This is a genomic window from Micromonospora coerulea (assembly GCF_016598485.1).
GTDB classification, from domain to species: domain Bacteria; phylum Actinomycetota; class Actinomycetes; order Mycobacteriales; family Micromonosporaceae; genus Micromonospora; species Micromonospora coerulea.
In genome coordinates this window covers 137236-153495 of record NZ_JAEMUW010000010.1, presented here as the reverse complement: position 1 = coordinate 153495, position 16260 = coordinate 137236, and the positions used below count along the sequence as shown (strand labels likewise).

The window sequence follows — 16260 nt, the reverse complement described above, 5'->3', positions numbered from 1 at the left end:
GGCGGGGCCTCTCAACCGTCGATCCGGGTGATGTTGCGCATCTTGTTGCACGCGTCCAGGGCGGCCACCTTGTACGCCTCGGCCAGCGTCGGGTAGTTGAACACCGTGTCGACCAGGTAGTCGACCGTGCCGCCGCAGCCCATCACCGCCTGCCCGATATGGACGATCTCGGTGGCGCCGGTCCCGAACACGTGCACGCCGAGCAGCCGGCCGTCTTCCGGCGAGACGAGCAGCTTCAGCAGGCCGTACGAGTCACCCACGATCTGGCCGCGGGCCAGCTCGCGGTAGCGCGCGATGCCCACCTCGAACGGCGTCGAGCTGTCGGTCAGCTCCTCCTCTGTCTTCCCGACGAAGCTGATCTCCGGAATCGTGTAGATGCCGATCGGCTGCAACTCGCGCAGCGCGCGGACCGGCTCGCCGCAGGCGTGCTGCGCGGCCAGCCGGCCCTGTTCCATCGACGTGGACGCCAACGCCGGGAAGCCGATCACGTCACCGACCGCGTAGATGTTCTCCACCGCGGTGCGGTAGTTCGCATCGACCTTGATCCGGCCGCGCTTGTCCGCCTCCAGCCCGGCCGCTTCGAGCGCCAGGTCGTCGGTCTGGCCCTGGCGGCCGGCCGAGTACATGACCGTGTCCGCGACGATCTTCTTGCCGCTCATCAGGACGCACAGCGCCGCGGTCTGGTGCTTCTCCACCGCGGCGACCTCCTCGCCGAAGCGGAACGTCACGGACAGATCGCGCAGGTGGTACTTGAGCGACTCGACGACCTCTTCGTCACAGAACTCGAGCATCCGGTCGCGGCGTTCCACCACGGTCACCTTGGTGCCGAGGGCGGCGAACATGGACGCGTACTCCATGCCGATCACGCCGGCGCCGACCACGACCATGCTGCGGGGCACGGCCTGGAGGTTGATGACGCCGTCCGAGTCCACGATCGTCCGGTCGTCGAAGTCGACGCTGTCCGGTCGGGCCGGGCGCGTGCCCGCGGCAATGATGATCTTGTGGAAGGTGACCTTGGACTCGCGCCCGGAGCCCCCGTCCACCCAGATCGCGTGCGGGTCGGCGAACCGGCCGGTGCCGGTGATCATCGCGACCCGATTGCGGGCCAGCTGATTGCGGATGACGTCGGTCTGCCGGCTGATCACATGCTGGGTCCGGGCCGCCAGGTCGCTGACCGTGATCTCCTCCTTGACCCGGTAGCTGCTGCCGTACAGGTCCCGCTGGCTCAAGCCGGTCAGATAGAGCACGGCCTCGCGCAGCGTCTTGGAGGGGACGGTGCCGGTGTTGATGCACACCCCACCGATCATGTCGCGGCGGTCCACGATGCCGACCCGCCTGCCGAGCTTGGCGGCGGCGATCGCGGCCTTCTGGCCACCGGGTCCGGAGCCCAGCACCAACAGGTCGTAGTCATACACAACCGTCAGCGTCCCAAGATGCTGCGGGCCGCGCCAGGTGTGCTGCCCGGGAAGGTTGCGCAACCTGCTGGTGCCGCCACCCGCCGTCCGGTTGCAGATTGAGTGCCGGGTTTACTGACCGTGACGGCCACAGGATTGGCACAACGACTCACGTGATCTAGGTACCGCCTGCCAAATCAGGTACCGTCCCATGTCGCACCGTCTTTGCTTCAGCACTGGCTGCCCGTCACAGGGCGCCGAACCGGAGGGACACAGCGTGACTTTCCAGAGCGCAGTCCGTAAGGCTGGCTTGATCATGGCGATCGCCGCCCTCGCGGTGAGCGCGGGATGTGCCAAGAAGGATGAGGGCGAGGTCCAGGCGGGCGGGGTCAAGCTCATCGAGAAGGGCAAGCTGACCGTCTGCACCCACCTGCCGTACGCGCCCTTCCAGTCGAAGGATGCCAGCGGCAAGGTGATCGGGTTCGACGTCGACGTGATGGACCTGGTCGCCAAGGAACTTGGCGTCGAACAGACGATCGTCGACACGCCGTTCGAGGGGATCAAGTCCGGCCAGGACCTGAACACGGGCAAGTGCGACGCGGCCGCCGCCGGCATGACGATCACCGAGGAACGGCAGAAGGTGATGAACTTCTCCGATCCCTACTTCGACGCAACTCAGGCGATGCTGGTCAAGACCGGCAAGTCGTACAAGTCGCTCGACGACCTGAAGGGCAAGAAGCTCGGCGTCCAGGCGGCGACCACGGGCCGTGACTACGCCCGGAAGTTCGAGGCGGAGAAGGGCTTGAAACTCGTCGAGTTCGAGGATCTCGCCGCCCTGCAGCAGGCCCTCGCCAACGGCCAGATCGAGGCCGCCATCAACGACCTGCCGGTCTGGACCGAGTACATCAAGGAGCACCCGGGCGGCTTCGACGTGGCTGCCGAGTTCGACACCGGCGAGCAGTACGGGTTCTCGGTGAAGAAGGACGGCAACCCGGAACTGCTCAAGAAGATCAACGAGGTGCTGGCCAAGGCCAAGCAGGACGGCACCTACGACAAGATCTACGAGAAGTGGATCGGCAAGCTGCCGAACGCGTGATTCAGACGCCTGGCAGGAGGGCGCGCGCCTGGCGCGCGCCCTCCGCGTCGGCAACCTCCGCACAGTCAAGGAGCGTCGAACGGTGAAGCTGCGACGCCGCCAGCGAGAGCGGCTGTCCCTCTGGCTCCAGTACCTGGCCTTCATCGCCATCATCGCCGTGGTGATCTTTGCCGCGGACTGGGGCAGGTTGAGAGAGGCCTTCTTCCGGGTCGACATCATCGAGTCGATGTTCCCGACGATCATCACCGTCGCGCTGCGCAACACGATCCTCTACACGCTGGGTGCGTTCGCCTTCGGCCTCGTGTTCGGCACCGTCCTCGCGCTGATGCGGTTGTCCCGGGTCGCTCCGTACCGCTGGGTGGCGACGGCGTACATCGAGCTGTTCCGGGGTCTGCCCGCGCTGCTGGTGCTCTTCCTCGTCGGGTACGGCATTCCCATCGCCTTCCCGGAGCGGGAGATTCCGGGCGGGGTGTTCGGTTCGATCGCGATCGGTCTCGGGTTGACCGCCGCGGCGTACATGGCCGAGACCATCCGGGCCGGCATCCAGGCCGTGCCGAAGGGGCAGATGGAGGCGGCACGCACCCTCGGCATGTCGCACTTCACCGCGATGCGCACCATCGTCATCCCGCAGGCGTTCCGGGTCGTCATCCCGCCACTGACGAACGAACTCATCCTGCTCACCAAGGACTCGTCGCTCGCCTACGTGCTCGGTGTGACCGCGCAGACCATCGAGGTCACCAAGTTCGGTCGGGACACGCTGAACGACCGGGTGAACGCCACCCCGCTGCTGGTGGCCGGCTTCGCCTACCTGGTCCTCACCCTGCCCCTCTCCCAGGTGGTACGACGCCTCGAACTCCGCTACGCCAAGGCTCGGTGACCCGACATGACGACTACCCAACCCCGGCCCGCCGTCGAGATCCGGGACCTGCACAAGTCCTTCGGGCCGCTCGAAGTGCTCAAGGGCATCGACTTCGAGGTCGGCCACGGCGAGGTGGTCTGCGTCATCGGGCCGTCCGGATCCGGCAAATCGACCCTGCTGCGGTGCGTGAACCTGCTGGAGGAGCCGACCGCCGGCAAGATCTGGGTGAACGGCGTCGAGATGACCGACCCGGACGTCGAGATCGACTCGGTACGCCGCGGCATCGGCATGGTCTTCCAGTCGTTCAACCTCTTCCCGCATCTGACCGTGCTGAACAACCTCACCATCGCCCAGCGCCGGGTACTCCGGCGCGGTCGCGCCGAGGCCGAGCGGATCGCGCGGGACAACCTGGAGCGGGTCGGCCTGACCGACAAGGCCGACGCGTTCCCGGCGCAACTCTCCGGCGGGCAGCAGCAGCGGGCGGCGATCGCCCGCTCGCTGTCGATGGACCCCAAGCTGATGCTCTTCGACGAGCCGACCTCCGCGCTCGATCCGGAACTCGTCGGCGACGTGCTCACCGTCATGCGCAAGCTCGCCGAGGACGGCATGACGATGATGGTGGTCACCCACGAGATGGCGTTCGCCCGGGACGTCGCCGACCGGGTCGTGTTCATGGACGGCGGCGTGGTGGTCGAGCAGGGGCCGCCGCAAGAGGTGCTCGGTGCGCCGCGGCACGAACGGACCCGCTCGTTCCTCTCTCGAGTCCTCGATCCGACCCATGTCGCGCAGCTTGGTCAGCCCGACCAGTCGCCCGAGCCACCGCAACCGCCTCGCCTGCCGGCCGACGACCGCCACAACCTGTAACGGCGTGCGGCGGTAGGCGTCCTGCCAGTTGACGAGTTGGCGACGCTGGCGCCCGGGGCCTACTGCCGGCCACCTGCCAGGAGATGGGGCGCCATGTAGCGGATCATGGCCGCGTTCGGATCGCGGTAGTCGAGAATGATGTCCGGATCACCACCCGCCGGTGAGTGCGCCCCGCCCGTCTCCCGCTGGCTGACGTTGCCATCGCGTGCCGCGGGTTCGGCCGCAACCACGGTGATGTTCACGTTCAGCACGCCGCGGTCGGTGTCGGTGACCAGTCCGGAAGTGATCAGGACCAGGGTCGAATTGTTCCCTTGGTCGCTCGGGGCCGGACCGCCTGCGTCCACCAGGTTCGGCTGCCCATGCAGACAGCGACAGGCCCGGCCACGGGCATGCAGCGCCTGCGTCAGGTAATCGACCAGGGCGAGGTGTGAATTTGGGCAGGCCACGGCCACCCGAAGGCCCTTGCCGACCGACGCGGCCACGATCGTGTCGGCAATTGTCGCCAGCGCTGCCCGCTCACGTGCGACGACGGAAAGATCAGGCACGCTGGTGCCCTTCACCCAGGCTTGACTTCACCTCGATACAGGCGCGATCAACCGGGTACTTGTTACATCCCTGCCTCAGCCCGCAGGGCGACGCGAGCACGAACAGGCGCTGCACCGGCAGCGGTGCGTGGCGTCCTGGCTTGAGAGACAAGCCCGTGGGGTACGGGAACCGGATGGCAGACGTGGGGGATCTCATCGGCGACCGATATCGCCTGACCGATCGGATCGCCGCCGGCGGCATGGGTGAGGTGTGGCGCGCTGTCGACGAGACGCTGAAGCGAACCGTGGCCGTCAAGGTGCTGCACAGCCGAGTCCTGACAGACGCGAGTGCCGGTGAGCGTTTCCGGCGAGAGGCGCGGGCAATGGCGGCGTTGCGGCATCCCGGTGTCGCGGAGGTCTACGACTACGGCGAAGCCGCCCTGCCCGGCGGATCCGGTCTCGCCTACCTGGTGATGGCGTATGTGCAGGGGCAGCCGTTGTCGGAGCGGATCGCCGAGGCAGGTCGGCTGAGCACCGCCGAGACACTGTCGATCGTCGCGCAGACCGCCCGCGCCCTGCAGGCCGCTCACGATGTCAACGTGGTCCACCGTGATGTCAAGCCGGGCAACCTCATCATCGAGCCGGACGGGCACGTCGTCCTCGTCGACTTCGGTATCGCGCTGTCCGCGGAGGCAACAGAATTGACGGCGGCGAACCAGGTTGTGGGCACAGCCCTCTACATGGCGCCGGAGCAGCTGTCCAAGGAGCGCGTCACTCCCGCTGTGGACATCTATGCGCTCGGAGCCGTGGCATATCACTGCCTCGCCGGCCATCCCCCATTTTTCGGTGACAACCCCGTCGCCGTGGCGCTGCGCCGCCTTGACGAGGAGCCGCCCCCGCTGCCCGATGATGTCCCGGCAGCCGCCCGCGACCTGGTCGCCACCGCCATGGCCAAGAACCCTGATCATCGAATTCCGACCGCCGCGGCCATGGCGGCCACTGCGGAGGCCATCGCTGACTCGTCCGGTGAGCGGCCGGGTCCTGCGCTCGCGGCTCTGGCCGTACCGCGAGCCGCCGACGCCACGGCTCGCTGGTCACCGGAAGCCGCTGGCCCGCCTGGCCGAGGGGTCGGCCGGTGGCATGTGATCGCCGGCATCGTCCTTGCGTTCCTGGCCACTGCGGCAGCCGCCGTGGTGCTCGCTGACCCCACCGGCTGGTCGCCTGGTCCCTCCGGGGTGCCAACGCCCTCCGTGGTCAGGTCAGATCCGGGTTCCGTCGGCGGCGACCCTGGGCACACGCCGACAAGAGCGCGCAGCGCATCGCCTGATCCCGACCTCACCACGCGTGCTGGCCAAGCGTCGGAACCTGCACCCGCTGGCTCCGTACCGTCCAGCAACAACCGGCCTGGTGCGACGCCCGCCACGACGTCGCAGGCTCCTGAACAGTCCAGCAAACCGCCGGCCCCGGCCGAACCTACCGGCGGGCCGACCACCACTGGGCCGGGTCCTCAGTCCGCTTCGCCGTCAGCGCAGGCGACCGATTGATCGCGCCGCTGCCCTGCCGCACGGCGGCCGGTGCCGGTCGTCGTCAGCCGGCCCGGAGAGCGTCGTCGATGCCGGTCTCGCGGCGGCCGAGATGGACCGGGTCGCGGCCGGAGAGCAGGTCCAGCGCCGCCTTCACGCAGGCGCCGTACTCGCGGGCGGAGCTGACTCGCCACCGCTGGGCGTACCGCTTGGCGGTCTCATCGCCCACACCGTTGGCGTCGATGCCGAGGCGCCGGCACAGCGTCACCGCCCGGGGCAGGTGAAAGGACTGGGTCACCACGGTCGCGCGCTCCACCCCGAAGATCCGCTTCGCCCGCGCGCACGAGTCGTACGTGTCGAAGCCGGCGTGGTCCAGCACCACCCGCTGCGCCGGCACGCCCCGGTCGACCAGCCAGCGCAGCATCGCGTCGGGCTCGTTGTAGTCCGCGTTCATGTTGTCGCCGGACACCAGGATCGCCCGTACCTTGCCGCCTTCGAACAGCCGCCGGGCGATCTCGAGCCGGGCGGCGAGGAACGGTGACGGCGTGCCGTCCGGGCCCACCCTGGTGCCCAGGACCAGGGCGACCGGCGCGTCCGGCACGTCGGCCTCGCGGTAGATGTGGCCATCCGCGCCACCGCGGATCCACGCCGCACTGGCCACGGTGCCGCCGGTCAGCAGCACCGCACCGACAACCATCGCGACGAGCGTACGGCGGACGAGCCGCCTGTGCTCCCCGCACCACCGCCTGACCGCGGCGAATCGCCCCCGCATGCCGCGAGACTATTCCTGATCCGCCGCCCGCCGGCACTTGCGGCGTTGCCCGACCTTGAGGTGGGGCGCCAGCTCGGCGCGTCTGGGGCGGCGCGGACGGCCCGCAGATCGGGCCCACCGGTCGGACTCGCAGCCGCTAAGGTGCTCCCGACCGGATCACGGGGAGAGGGCGGTTGTGAGCTACGCGTTCCACGTCGACCTGCGAGGCATCGTCGACCTGCTCAGTCATCACCTGTATGCCAGCCCGCGCGTCTATGTCCGGGAGCTGATGCAGAATGCCGTCGACGCCATCACCGCCCGGCGGGCGGGCGATCCGGGCGCGGCGGGTGAGATCCGCATCCACCCGGCGGAGTCCACCCGGGACGGCACGCTACGCGTCGAGGACTCCGGCATCGGTCTGACCGAGGCGCAGGTGCACGAGTTGCTGGCCACCATCGGGCGTAGCTCGAAGCGAGACGAGCTGGGTTTCGCCCGCCACGAGTTCCTCGGGCAGTTCGGCATCGGCCTGCTCTCCTGCTTCCTGGTCGCCGACGAGATCCGGGTGAGTACCCGGGCCGCCGGTTCCCCTACCGTGGAGTGGATCGGCTACGCCGACGGGCGCTACGAGCTGCAGGTAGCCCCTGCGGAGCGGGAGCGCGCCGGGCAGGGCACCACGGTCACCCTGGTGCCGCGTCGGGGCGAGGATCACTGGCTACGGCGGGACGCCGTCATCGAGATCGCCTCCCAGTACGGCTCCATGCTGCCGACCCCGGTCTACGTCGGCGACAAGCTGATCACCACGGGACTCGCACCGTGGGAGACCGACGGCGCGGAGTCCCCGGCCGCCCGCAGGGCACGGCTGACCGCGTACGCCGAGGAGGTGTTCGGTTTCGCGCCCTTCGACGTGATCGACCTGGCGGTGCCGGCCGCGGGCCTTCGCGGGGTGGCGTTCGTGCTGCCCATGCCGGCCAACCCGGCGTCGCGGGTGGCCCACCGGGTCTACCTCAAGCAGATGCTGCTCTCTGAGGACATCGAACGGCTGCTGCCAGAGTGGGCGTTCTTCGTCCGCTGCGTGGTCGACACCGGCGAGCTGCGGCCGACCGCGAGCCGAGAGGCGCTCTACGAGGACGCCCTGCTCGACCAGGTCCGCGAGTCGCTGGGCGACAGCCTGCGCGGCTGGCTGACGCGGCTCGGGCGGAGCGACCCCCGGCGCCTGCAGGCGTTCCTGCGGGTGCACCACCTCGGCGTCAAGGCGCTCGCCGTGCACGACGACGAGATGCTGCGCCTGGTCGACCATTGGTGGCCGTTTGAGACGAACATGGGCCCGCTGACGCTCGCCGAGTTCCGGGAGCGGTACGGGATCGTGCGGTACACCCCCTCGGTGGACGAGTTCCGCCAGCTCGCCGCAGTCGCCGCCGCGCAGAACATCGCCGTGGTCAATGCCGGGTACGTCTACGACGCACAGCTGGCGGGCCGGCTGCCCGACCTGGACCCCGAAATCGTCACCGAGGTGCTCGCCGCGAGCGACCTGGCCACCCGGTTGGAACCGCTCGATCCCGACGCCGATCTCGCGGTGCGGCCGTTTCTGACCCTGGCGCAACGCACCCTCGACCGGCTCGGTGTGGAGGTGCTGGTTCGCGCCTTCGAACCGGCCAGCCTGCCGGCACTGCACCTGCTCGACGGAGACACCGCGCTGGTGGTGGACCTGCGCCACGGGCAGGAGCAGGCGGACGAGCTCTGGTCATCGATCCTGGGCGCCTTCGCCCAGGGCCGCGACGACCGGCCGCAGTTGGTGTTCAACTATCGCAACCCGCTGGTGCGGCAGGCGATCGCGGCCAGCGACGAGGAGCTGACCACTCTCGCGGTCGAGGGCCTGTACGTACAGGCCCTGCTGCTGGGCCACCAGCCGCTGCGACCGGCCGACACCGCGGCCTTGAACCAGTCGTTCCTCGGCCTGCTCGCCCGGGCGATGGGAGGACCGCGATGAGCAGCTCCACACAGGAGTTGCGCGACCGGCTCACCCAGGCGTACGCGTTGCCCCGTGGCCCGGCCAGGTTCGCGGCGCTGGACGCGGTCTTCCGGCACGCTGACGCGGCCGGCGACGTGCCGTTCGCCTTCTCCGTCCGGATGAACGCGATCAGCGACTTCCATCACGGCGGTGACCCCACCCGCGCGTTCCTCGCCTTCTCCTGGTGCCTGTCGGTCTTCGACAGGCAGCCGGAGTTGGTGGGCGGGCACCACGCCCAAAGGCTGCTGTGGGACTTCAAGTGGATCGTCTGGGCGCTGCCCCAGTTCCCGGACATCCCGCTGGACCGCACGATGGCCGTACTCGACGACATGCAGCGCCGCTACCAGTTGGCCGGGCATAGCCTGCACGCGGTCCACCAGCACCGCTGGCTGGTCGCGCACCACGTCGGCGACATGGCCGCCGCGCAGGAGGCCTACGACCGGATGCTGACCGCCAAGCGGGACGCGATGTCGGACTGCTCGGCGTGCGTACCGTCGGGTCAGGTCCGGCATCTCACCTCCCTCGGCCAGTTCGAGGAGGCCATCGCCGTCGGGGAGCCGTTCAAGCGCGGCGGCTGCTCCGAACAGCCTCAGTGGATGCTCAGCGAACTGCTCACGCCGTATCTGCAGACCGGCCGGTTCGACCAGGCCGTCGATGCGCACCGGGACGGCTACCGCCGGATCCGGGACGACCGGCATCACCTCGACAACCTCGCCCAGCACGTGCTGTTCTGCGGGCTGACCGGAAACGAAGCGCGCGGGCTGGAGCTGGTGGAGCGGCACCTGAGCTGGCTGGAGCGGCCCTCGTCGCCCTATGCCGCGATGGAGTTCGCCGCCTCCGCCGCGCTGGTCCTCGGCCGGCTCCGCGCGTCCGGGCACGGCGACCTGCTGCTGTGCCGCCGCTCCGACGACGGCACCCGCCGCTGGGAGGCGACCGTGGCGGAGGTCCACGACGAGGTGACCGGGCAGGCCCGGGTGATCGCCGCGCGGTTCGACGCCCGAAACGGCAACCGGCACCAGAGCGATCGGATCGAAGCGCGGATGGTTGCGGCGCCGGTGACCGAGCAGCTACCGCTCACCGTTCTCGCCGGACGCCCCACCGGCACTACCGGCCACGTCGACCCGAAGCTGGCCGCCCTCGTCGAACGGGTCGCCGCGCTGACCGTGGCGGGCGATCTGGCCGGCGCCGCGCGGGCCCGGCTCGACGTGGCACACACCCTGCGCAACGCCGGTCGGTGGGAGGACGCCGTCGAGGCCGCCGAGGAGGCGGTCCGCAGCCTCGACCGCGCCGGTCTGCGCGACGACTCGGTCCGCTGCCGCTACCTGCTCTGGGAGCTGTACCGCCGGGCGTACCACCACCGTGCGGCCGCGCGCGCACTGTTGGCGGAGCTGAGCCAGCTGAAGCACCTGCCCGACGGGGTGCCACCGCTGGAGGCGATTCTGGAAGACGCCGCCGGATCGATGCATGGCGAGGACGCGGTCACCCACCTGCTCACCGCCGCCGACCGGCACCGCGTCAACGGCAGTCCGGACGCGGAACTGCGGGTGCTGCGCAAGGCCCTGGTCCTGCTCGCGCACCGGCCGCCCGGCGACCCGGCTTGGACCGAGCTACGCCGGGTCGACGTGCTGGGTGCGGCGGAGGAACACCCGTCGGCGGAGCAGGCGGGCAAGGCCCAAGCGGCTGCCGCCCGCCTGCTGGCCGCTGCGGGCCGGCTCGACGAGGCGCTCGCCCGACTCGACGCGGCCGTGACCTGGTTCGGCCCCGAGGAGCTGGCCGATGAGCGCCGGGCGGCCCGGCTGCACCGGGCGCGGCTGCGGCTGCGGGCCGGCGAGCCGGCCCTCGCCGAGGCGGAGGCGCGGGAGCTGCTGGCCGAAGACGCCGACGAGTACGGCTGGTCCGCCGCCGCAATCCTGGCCCGGGCGCTGCAGGCGCAGGGCCGCACCGACGAGGCGACCGAAGTCCTGGCTCAGCACGACATCGACGCGGAGGATCTCGACGACGACGACTTCGACGAGGACTGACCGTCCCCGGAGCCGGGTCGACGGGCTACGGTGCGTGCCGCACGTCTCGGTTCCGAGACGTCGTCGCAGAAACCGGCAGTGCGGAGTGGATCTGCGGCTACGGCACCGAAGCCCTACTGTCGCGAGATCGCGCGAAGCGTGTCGACGACGAAGCGGTGGTCTTCCAGTTGCGGAAGCCCGGACACGCCGAACCATCCCACCACGCCGGTGGCGCGAACGCGCAGTGGCACTGCGCCCCCGGCGGCCGCATACCTCGAGGCCGGCAGCCCGAACTTCTCGACCAGCGTCACCTGCTGGTCCTGGCAGAGCCGTGCCATGTACAGCGACGAGTGCTCGAACCGCATCACCACCCGTCCCTTGCGACGCAGCCACTGGTCGTTGTCCTGCGTCGAACCCGGCAGGCCGCAGTGGAACAACTGGCGCCCGGCCCGCCACACACCCACCGCGATCGGAAGCCGCTGCTCCCTCGCGGCGGCAACGGCCAGCATCCCCAACTCGTACGCGTCCGACTCCGACAGGGCCGGAAGCTCCAGCTCGGCCTCCTCGCGCCGCAGCTCCTCCAGCGTCGGCCACGGTTCACGGTCAAGGGGCATACGCACCTCCTCTTCGTCGAGTGGGGGCCTGCCCCCCCGGGTTGGGTTGACTCGCGGCGTTTGAGTGGTTCAGGCCGCGTGTGCGTGCCGGTTGATTGTCGCAAAACCGATGGGTGTGCGTCGGCGCGCCGATCACCAGGCGCAGGGCGCGTAGTCCTTCAGGAAGCAGCCGTACAGATCTTCGCCCTGTTCGCCGCGGACGATCGGGTCGTAGACCCGGGCCGCGCCGTCGACCAGGTCCAGCGGGGCGTGGAAGCCAGCGTCCGCCAGCCGCATCTTCGTCGGGTGGGGCCGCTCGTCGGTGATCCAGCCGGTGTCGACGCTGGTCATCAGGATGCCGTCGGCCAGCATCTCCTCCGCGCTGGTCCGGGTCAGCATGTTCAGCGCGGCCTTCGCCATGTTGGTGTGCGGGTGCCCCGGCCCCTTGTAGCCGCGGGCGAACTGGCCCTCCATCGCCGACACGTTCACCACGTACTTACGGCGGGCAGTCGCCGCGGCCATCGCCGGGCGCAGCCGGCTGACCAGCACGAACGGTGCCGTCACGTTGCACAGTTGCACTTCGAGCAGCTCGAGCGGGTCCACCTCGTGCACCCGCTGCACCCAGCTGTTTACCGGGTCGAGGTCCGGCACCAGACCGCCGGCGTCGATGGCGGTGGCCGCCGCGATCCGCTCCGGGGAGGCGGAGCCGCTGGTCAGCGCCAGCGCGGTGAGCGCGTGCGGGGTGATCGCGGCCGACTGCGGCGAGGCGATCAGACTGCTCGCCCGGTCGCCCCGGCCGGCGGGCTTGGTGAACGTGATCACCTCCGGCAACGGACCGTCCGGCAGGGCCGCCGCCTCCGCGGCGACGAGCTGCGCGTACGCCCCGGGCGTGCGGCGAACGGTCTGCGCCGCGTTGTTGATCAGGATGTCGAGTGGCCCTTGGCCGCTGACCGAGTCAGCGAGGGCGATCACCTGGGCGGGGTCGCGCAGGTCGATCCCGACGATCCGCAGGCGGTGCAGCCAGTCCCCGCTGTCCGGCATGGCGGCGAACCGGCGGACTGCGTCGTGCGGAAACCGCGTGGTCACCGTGGTGTGCGCGCCGTCACGCAGCAGCCGCAGCGCGATGTACATGCCGATCTTCGCCCGGCCACCGGTGAGCAGCGCGCGCCGGCCGGTCAGGTCGGTGCGGGCGTCCCGGCGCTCCCGGTTGAGCGCGGCGCAGGACGGGCAGAGCTGGTGGTAGAAGGAGTCCACCTCGCGGTAGCGCTGCTTGCAGACGTAGCAGCCGCGCGGGTTGTGCAGGACGCCGGCCGTGGCACCCACGGTGGGGGAGGCGAGCGGGATGCCCTGGGTCTCGTCGTCGATCCGCCCCGGGGCGCCGGTGGCCGTGGCCGCCGTCACCGCGCGGTCGGCCGCCGCGATGGCATCCCGCCGTTCCTCGCGTCGCCGCTGCTTGATCACCTTGTAGAGCTTCGCGGTAGCCCGTTGCACCCGCACCACATCGGGGTGATCGGGCGGCAGAGCCTCCAACGCCTCAAACACGCTGAGACAGGTCTCCAGCCGGCCACGGTCAATGCCGTTTTGACCGGTTTCCGTAATGTTGTCCGCCGTCATGCCGTCGCTGTCTCGTCCCATTTCCTGCGCCGGATCTACCCGGCCCACCCCAAGTCCGACCCGGAACTGTACGCACCGCACGGCCTCCGATGCATCCCGCGTCTGTTCGTCAGCCCGAAGACCGTCGAGGCCAACCCGCGCCCGGGTCTACGGCGGGACGACCGCGTCGGAGGATGCGAGGTCGCACCGGCGCACAGTCAACGCCACCGCTACAAGATCGGCAGGACACGGAGCCGGCGGCTCGGCCGTCTCCCGGGGCCCGGTGGTCAGCGCCGGATCTGGGAGACAATGGTGGGGTCGTTGATCGTGCTGTCCCTGGCCAGGAGCAGCGCCTTGCTCAGGATCACCCCGAGCATCCGGTCGCCCTCGAACGGCAGGAACACCTGTCCGTCGGTGGTGCCGACCGTCTGCTTGGGAACGATGCAGAGGTACTGGTCGTTTGGTGTCATCAGGATGTTCCCGGAACCCAGGTGAATCTTGTAGGTGCGCAGGTCGCCCCGGACGGTCAGGAAGCGCCCGTCGAGGGCGCACCGGTCGGCCACCGCGAGCCGGGGCACCAGCCGGGTCAGCAGATCGCGACGGGTCTCGGCGGTGGCTGACAGCTCGCCGAAGCTGTAGGACTGCCAGTACTCGCGGTACCTGCCGGCCGGTCCGCCGTCCTGCCAGGTGGGGTCGTTGCCAACGCTGGCCACACCGACGAACAGGTCGACGTCGCGCATCACCTCGCTGAACACCAGCGGCGGGATCCGGTCCAGCGGCAGCGGGTCGACGGGCCGTTCGCCCATCGGCACCCACTGCGTGTAGCGGCCCTCGCCGGCCTGGGTGTTGTTCTCCGGTGCCGCGACCGGATAGAAGCGCACCTGGTCGGTGCTCAGGCGCAGGTACGCGCCCGCCCCGGTGGTCTCGTCGCCGATGCCCTCCACCCAGAACTCGGCGCGCAGCCCCCAGCCGGGCAGCTCCCGGGTTGCGGGCGGGTAGGTGTCGTCGACCATCAGCCGCAGCTTGTTGCGCCAGCCGCGGATCGCCGCGAGGGCGTGGAACTGGTGTTGACGCAGCACGTGCGCGGCGAACCGGTTGGAGTAGACCCCGGTGCGTTCCTCGGCAGCGGTGAGCAGGTAGACCTCCCGGTGTGCCTGCTTGAAGGGCTGCACCACCGCGTGCCGCTCCAGCCACGCCCGCCAGGCCACCACCTCGTCGACGTGCCGGCCGATCGGATGCCAGAGCGTCACGACCGCGTCGTCGGCGGGGGAGACGGGAGCGTCGTCGACGGTGCGCAACGCCCCGTCCGCCCAGCCGCAGGGTGTCCCGTCGATCAGCCAGATGAGTCGGCGGGCCACCGTGCCGACCAGCGGGTGGTCGAGGTAGCGGAGCCGCCAGGACCCGTACGACCAGGTGCGTTGGGCGAGGAACTGCCGGTCGAGGCGCTCGGCCTGCGCGGCCAGCATCTTCTCCATGTCCTTGGCGGCCGCCTTCAGGTCGCGTACCTCGTCGGGGTGGTCCCGACGGGCCGCGGCCGGCGTCGACTTCACCAACCGACCGGCGGCAGTCCGCCAGGCCAGCTGGACGGTGGGGCCGGTGACGGTCAGCTCGGCCGTGACGTCGCCCAGGGGCTCCACCCGCAGGCCCACTGCGCTGAGCCCGTACGTGGGCACGGCCAACTCCTCGACCTCGTCCCGGGAGAGCCCGAGCGCCGACGCACGCCGGTCCAGGGCCGCGTTGAGCTGGTTGAGCGTCCCCTTGTACGTGACCCGGCTGACCAACCGCGCGAGCTGGGCCAGCGCCTGCTCCCCGTCGAGTTCGGTGAGCGCGTGGACGGCCGCATTGGCGATCTTCGGGTTGCGCGGCCCGAGCCCGGCCACCCTACGCAGCGACGTCTCCACCAGCGCACCGAGCGCCCGGGCGACGTCGGCGTCGTCCTCGCTGACGGCCGACGGCAGCAGCCAGAGCAGCCCGCGCAGCGCGATCGCGTTGAACGGGTCGTACGCCTGCCCGACGTCGTACCCCCAGTAACCGCCCTGCACCGGCAGGGTGCGCGGCCGGCCGACCAGAGCCAGCCACCCGACCACCCTCTCCCGGTACGCCGCGGCGCCCACCTCGGCGAGCAGGGTGCGCCCCCGCGCGGTCCAGCGGGCCGTCGGTTTGCCGGCGGTGGCGGTCAGCGCGTGCGCCAGCAGCTCGGGCCAACCCTCGCCGGCGGCGGGCAGCGCGTCCAGCACGGCGTCGGCCCACGCCTCGCCGGGATTGAGCACGGGCCGCTCCAAAGTGGAGGCCACCGTGGTCAGCTCCCCAGCGTGGTACTCGTGCGTCAGCACGGTGCGCCGGGCGGTCGCCACCGTCGCCCCCGGCACCGGGACACCGGACTGTTGGGCGAGCCTGAGCAGCGCGGCGAAGTCGTCGCCATCCCAGCAGGACCACGAGCCACCCAGGTGTTCCAGGAACATGCCGACGTCGGTAGCGGCAGCCCGCTGCTGCTCGGGCGGCTGCCGCGACATGAGTCGGGACGCGAGGATCTGCAGGTACCGGGTGTCCGCGGAGGCGATGGACATCAGCCACCGACCAGCGGGACGAGCTTGAGGAAGGAGATCTCGGTGCCGTTGCGCAGCTCGATCTCGGAGTCGAGGTCCTCGATCTGACGATCGTCGACGAGCACCACGAACCCGTTGCGCCCGAATGCCTCGACGGCGCGGCTGAACTGCTCCTCGGCGTCGACCCGCCGATGCTTGGGCAGCCGCCAGCCGTTGAGCGTCCGCTCGGTGTCGCCTGGCTGTACGAGCCCGTGGAAGACCTCCGGCTGTCGAGCGTGGTACTCGGCGACCTCCTGAAAGACGCGGCGGCGGATGACCTCACGCAGCGTCAGCCGCTCCTCGAAGATCTCCAGATGCCACGCCTCGCTGCGATCACCTGCTGTTGTCTCGTCCACGAAACTCACCGTCGCCATGGCCGGGAGTGTAGGAACCCGCACCGACATCGAACCGGCTCGGCGCGGCGTGCGCACATCGGTCAGTACGAGAGCAGGCTGCGGCGGCTCGACTCT

The 16260-nt window shown here is 70.2% G+C and carries 13 protein-coding genes; 6 read left to right on the top strand and 7 right to left on the bottom strand.

Translation table 11 applies throughout. The features are described from left to right. Nucleotides 1-11 precede the first annotated feature (11 nt). The gene (gene sthA, locus I8N68_RS15285) at nucleotides 12-1415 is read right to left on the bottom strand and encodes a Si-specific NAD(P)(+) transhydrogenase (RefSeq protein WP_200210637.1); all 1404 of its coding nucleotides are present in this window, start codon (nucleotides 1413-1415) and stop codon (nucleotides 12-14) included. Between the two features lie 295 nt (nucleotides 1416-1710). On the opposite strand from sthA, the gene I8N68_RS15280 reads away from it, so the two are divergent. From I8N68_RS15280 to I8N68_RS15270, 3 genes are all read left to right on the top strand, one after another. Then, a complete protein-coding gene (locus tag I8N68_RS15280; RefSeq protein WP_234039747.1) occupies nucleotides 1711-2490 on the top strand; it encodes a basic amino acid ABC transporter substrate-binding protein in 780 nt (259 codons plus the stop codon). Nucleotides 2491-2572: 82 nt separating this feature from the next. Further along, nucleotides 2573-3367, top strand: a complete 795-nt coding sequence (locus I8N68_RS15275; protein ID WP_200210635.1) for an amino acid ABC transporter permease — start codon at nucleotides 2573-2575, stop codon at nucleotides 3365-3367. 6 nt (nucleotides 3368-3373) lie between these two features. Beyond that, a complete protein-coding gene (locus tag I8N68_RS15270) occupies nucleotides 3374-4213 on the top strand; it encodes an amino acid ABC transporter ATP-binding protein (RefSeq protein ID WP_200210634.1) in 840 nt (279 codons plus the stop codon). A 59-nt stretch (nucleotides 4214-4272) separates the two neighbouring features. Here I8N68_RS15270 and I8N68_RS15265 read toward each other — a convergent pair whose 3' ends face one another. Continuing rightward, the gene (locus tag I8N68_RS15265) at nucleotides 4273-4773 is read right to left on the bottom strand and encodes a hypothetical protein (protein WP_200210633.1); all 501 of its coding nucleotides are present in this window, start codon (nucleotides 4771-4773) and stop codon (nucleotides 4273-4275) included. A 158-nt stretch (nucleotides 4774-4931) separates the two neighbouring features. Here I8N68_RS15265 and I8N68_RS15260 point away from each other — a divergent pair, with 158 nt between their 5' ends. After that, a complete protein-coding gene (locus tag I8N68_RS15260) occupies nucleotides 4932-6281 on the top strand; it encodes a serine/threonine-protein kinase (protein ID WP_200210632.1) in 1350 nt (449 codons plus the stop codon). A 43-nt stretch (nucleotides 6282-6324) separates the two neighbouring features. On the opposite strand, the gene I8N68_RS15255 is transcribed toward I8N68_RS15260, so the two are convergent. Further along, the gene (locus I8N68_RS15255) at nucleotides 6325-7032 is read right to left on the bottom strand and encodes a SanA/YdcF family protein (protein ID WP_200210631.1); all 708 of its coding nucleotides are present in this window, start codon (nucleotides 7030-7032) and stop codon (nucleotides 6325-6327) included. 175 nt (nucleotides 7033-7207) lie between these two features. Between I8N68_RS15255 and I8N68_RS15250 the strand changes: the two genes are divergently transcribed. Continuing rightward, entirely contained in the window at nucleotides 7208-8998 is a 1791-nt protein-coding gene (locus I8N68_RS15250) for an HSP90 family protein (RefSeq protein WP_200210630.1), read from the top strand. Next, the gene (locus tag I8N68_RS15245; RefSeq protein WP_200210629.1) at nucleotides 8995-11040 is read left to right on the top strand and encodes a hypothetical protein; all 2046 of its coding nucleotides are present in this window, start codon (nucleotides 8995-8997) and stop codon (nucleotides 11038-11040) included. Before I8N68_RS15250 ends, I8N68_RS15245 begins: the two co-directional genes overlap by 4 nt. A 113-nt stretch (nucleotides 11041-11153) precedes the next feature. Here the strand turns inward: I8N68_RS15245 and I8N68_RS15240 are convergent, their stop codons facing one another. The 4 genes from I8N68_RS15240 to I8N68_RS15225 form a co-directional block, all read right to left on the bottom strand. After that, complete coding sequence (locus tag I8N68_RS15240; protein ID WP_200210628.1) at nucleotides 11154-11633, bottom strand: heme-degrading domain-containing protein; 480 nt, start codon at nucleotides 11631-11633, stop codon at nucleotides 11154-11156. A gap of 132 nt (nucleotides 11634-11765) precedes the next feature. Continuing rightward, the gene (locus I8N68_RS15235; RefSeq protein WP_200210627.1) at nucleotides 11766-13226 is read right to left on the bottom strand and encodes an SDR family NAD(P)-dependent oxidoreductase; all 1461 of its coding nucleotides are present in this window, start codon (nucleotides 13224-13226) and stop codon (nucleotides 11766-11768) included. Between the two features lie 266 nt (nucleotides 13227-13492). Beyond that, complete coding sequence (locus I8N68_RS15230; protein ID WP_200210626.1) at nucleotides 13493-15772, bottom strand: DUF4132 domain-containing protein; 2280 nt, start codon at nucleotides 15770-15772, stop codon at nucleotides 13493-13495. After that, nucleotides 15772-16164 carry a hypothetical protein gene (locus tag I8N68_RS15225; RefSeq protein WP_234039745.1) on the bottom strand — a complete coding sequence of 131 codons (393 nt, stop codon included), beginning with the start codon at nucleotides 16162-16164 and terminating at the stop codon, nucleotides 15772-15774. Before I8N68_RS15225 ends, I8N68_RS15230 begins: the two co-directional genes overlap by 1 nt. Nucleotides 16165-16260 lie beyond the last annotated feature (96 nt).

Excerpts from the sequence above, each read along its gene's own strand:
- I8N68_RS15280 (WP_234039747.1), top strand. The coding sequence starts at position 1,711 with ATGGCGATCGCCGCCCTCGCGGTGAGCGCGGGATGTGCCAAGAAGGAT.
- I8N68_RS15270 (WP_200210634.1), top strand. The coding sequence starts at position 3,374 with ATGACGACTACCCAACCCCGGCCCGCCGTCGAGATCCGGGACCTGCAC.
- I8N68_RS15260 (WP_200210632.1), top strand. The coding sequence starts at position 4,932 with ATGGCAGACGTGGGGGATCTCATCGGCGACCGATATCGCCTGACCGAT.
- I8N68_RS15255 (WP_200210631.1), bottom strand. The coding sequence starts at position 7,032 with ATGCGGGGGCGATTCGCCGCGGTCAGGCGGTGGTGCGGGGAGCACAGG.
- I8N68_RS15245 (WP_200210629.1), top strand. The coding sequence starts at position 8,995 with ATGAGCAGCTCCACACAGGAGTTGCGCGACCGGCTCACCCAGGCGTAC.
- I8N68_RS15240 (WP_200210628.1), bottom strand. The coding sequence starts at position 11,633 with ATGCCCCTTGACCGTGAACCGTGGCCGACGCTGGAGGAGCTGCGGCGC.
- I8N68_RS15235 (WP_200210627.1), bottom strand. The coding sequence starts at position 13,226 with ATGACGGCGGACAACATTACGGAAACCGGTCAAAACGGCATTGACCGT.
- I8N68_RS15230 (WP_200210626.1), bottom strand. The coding sequence starts at position 15,772 with ATGTCCATCGCCTCCGCGGACACCCGGTACCTGCAGATCCTCGCGTCC.
- I8N68_RS15225 (WP_234039745.1), bottom strand. The coding sequence starts at position 16,164 with ATGGCGACGGTGAGTTTCGTGGACGAGACAACAGCAGGTGATCGCAGC.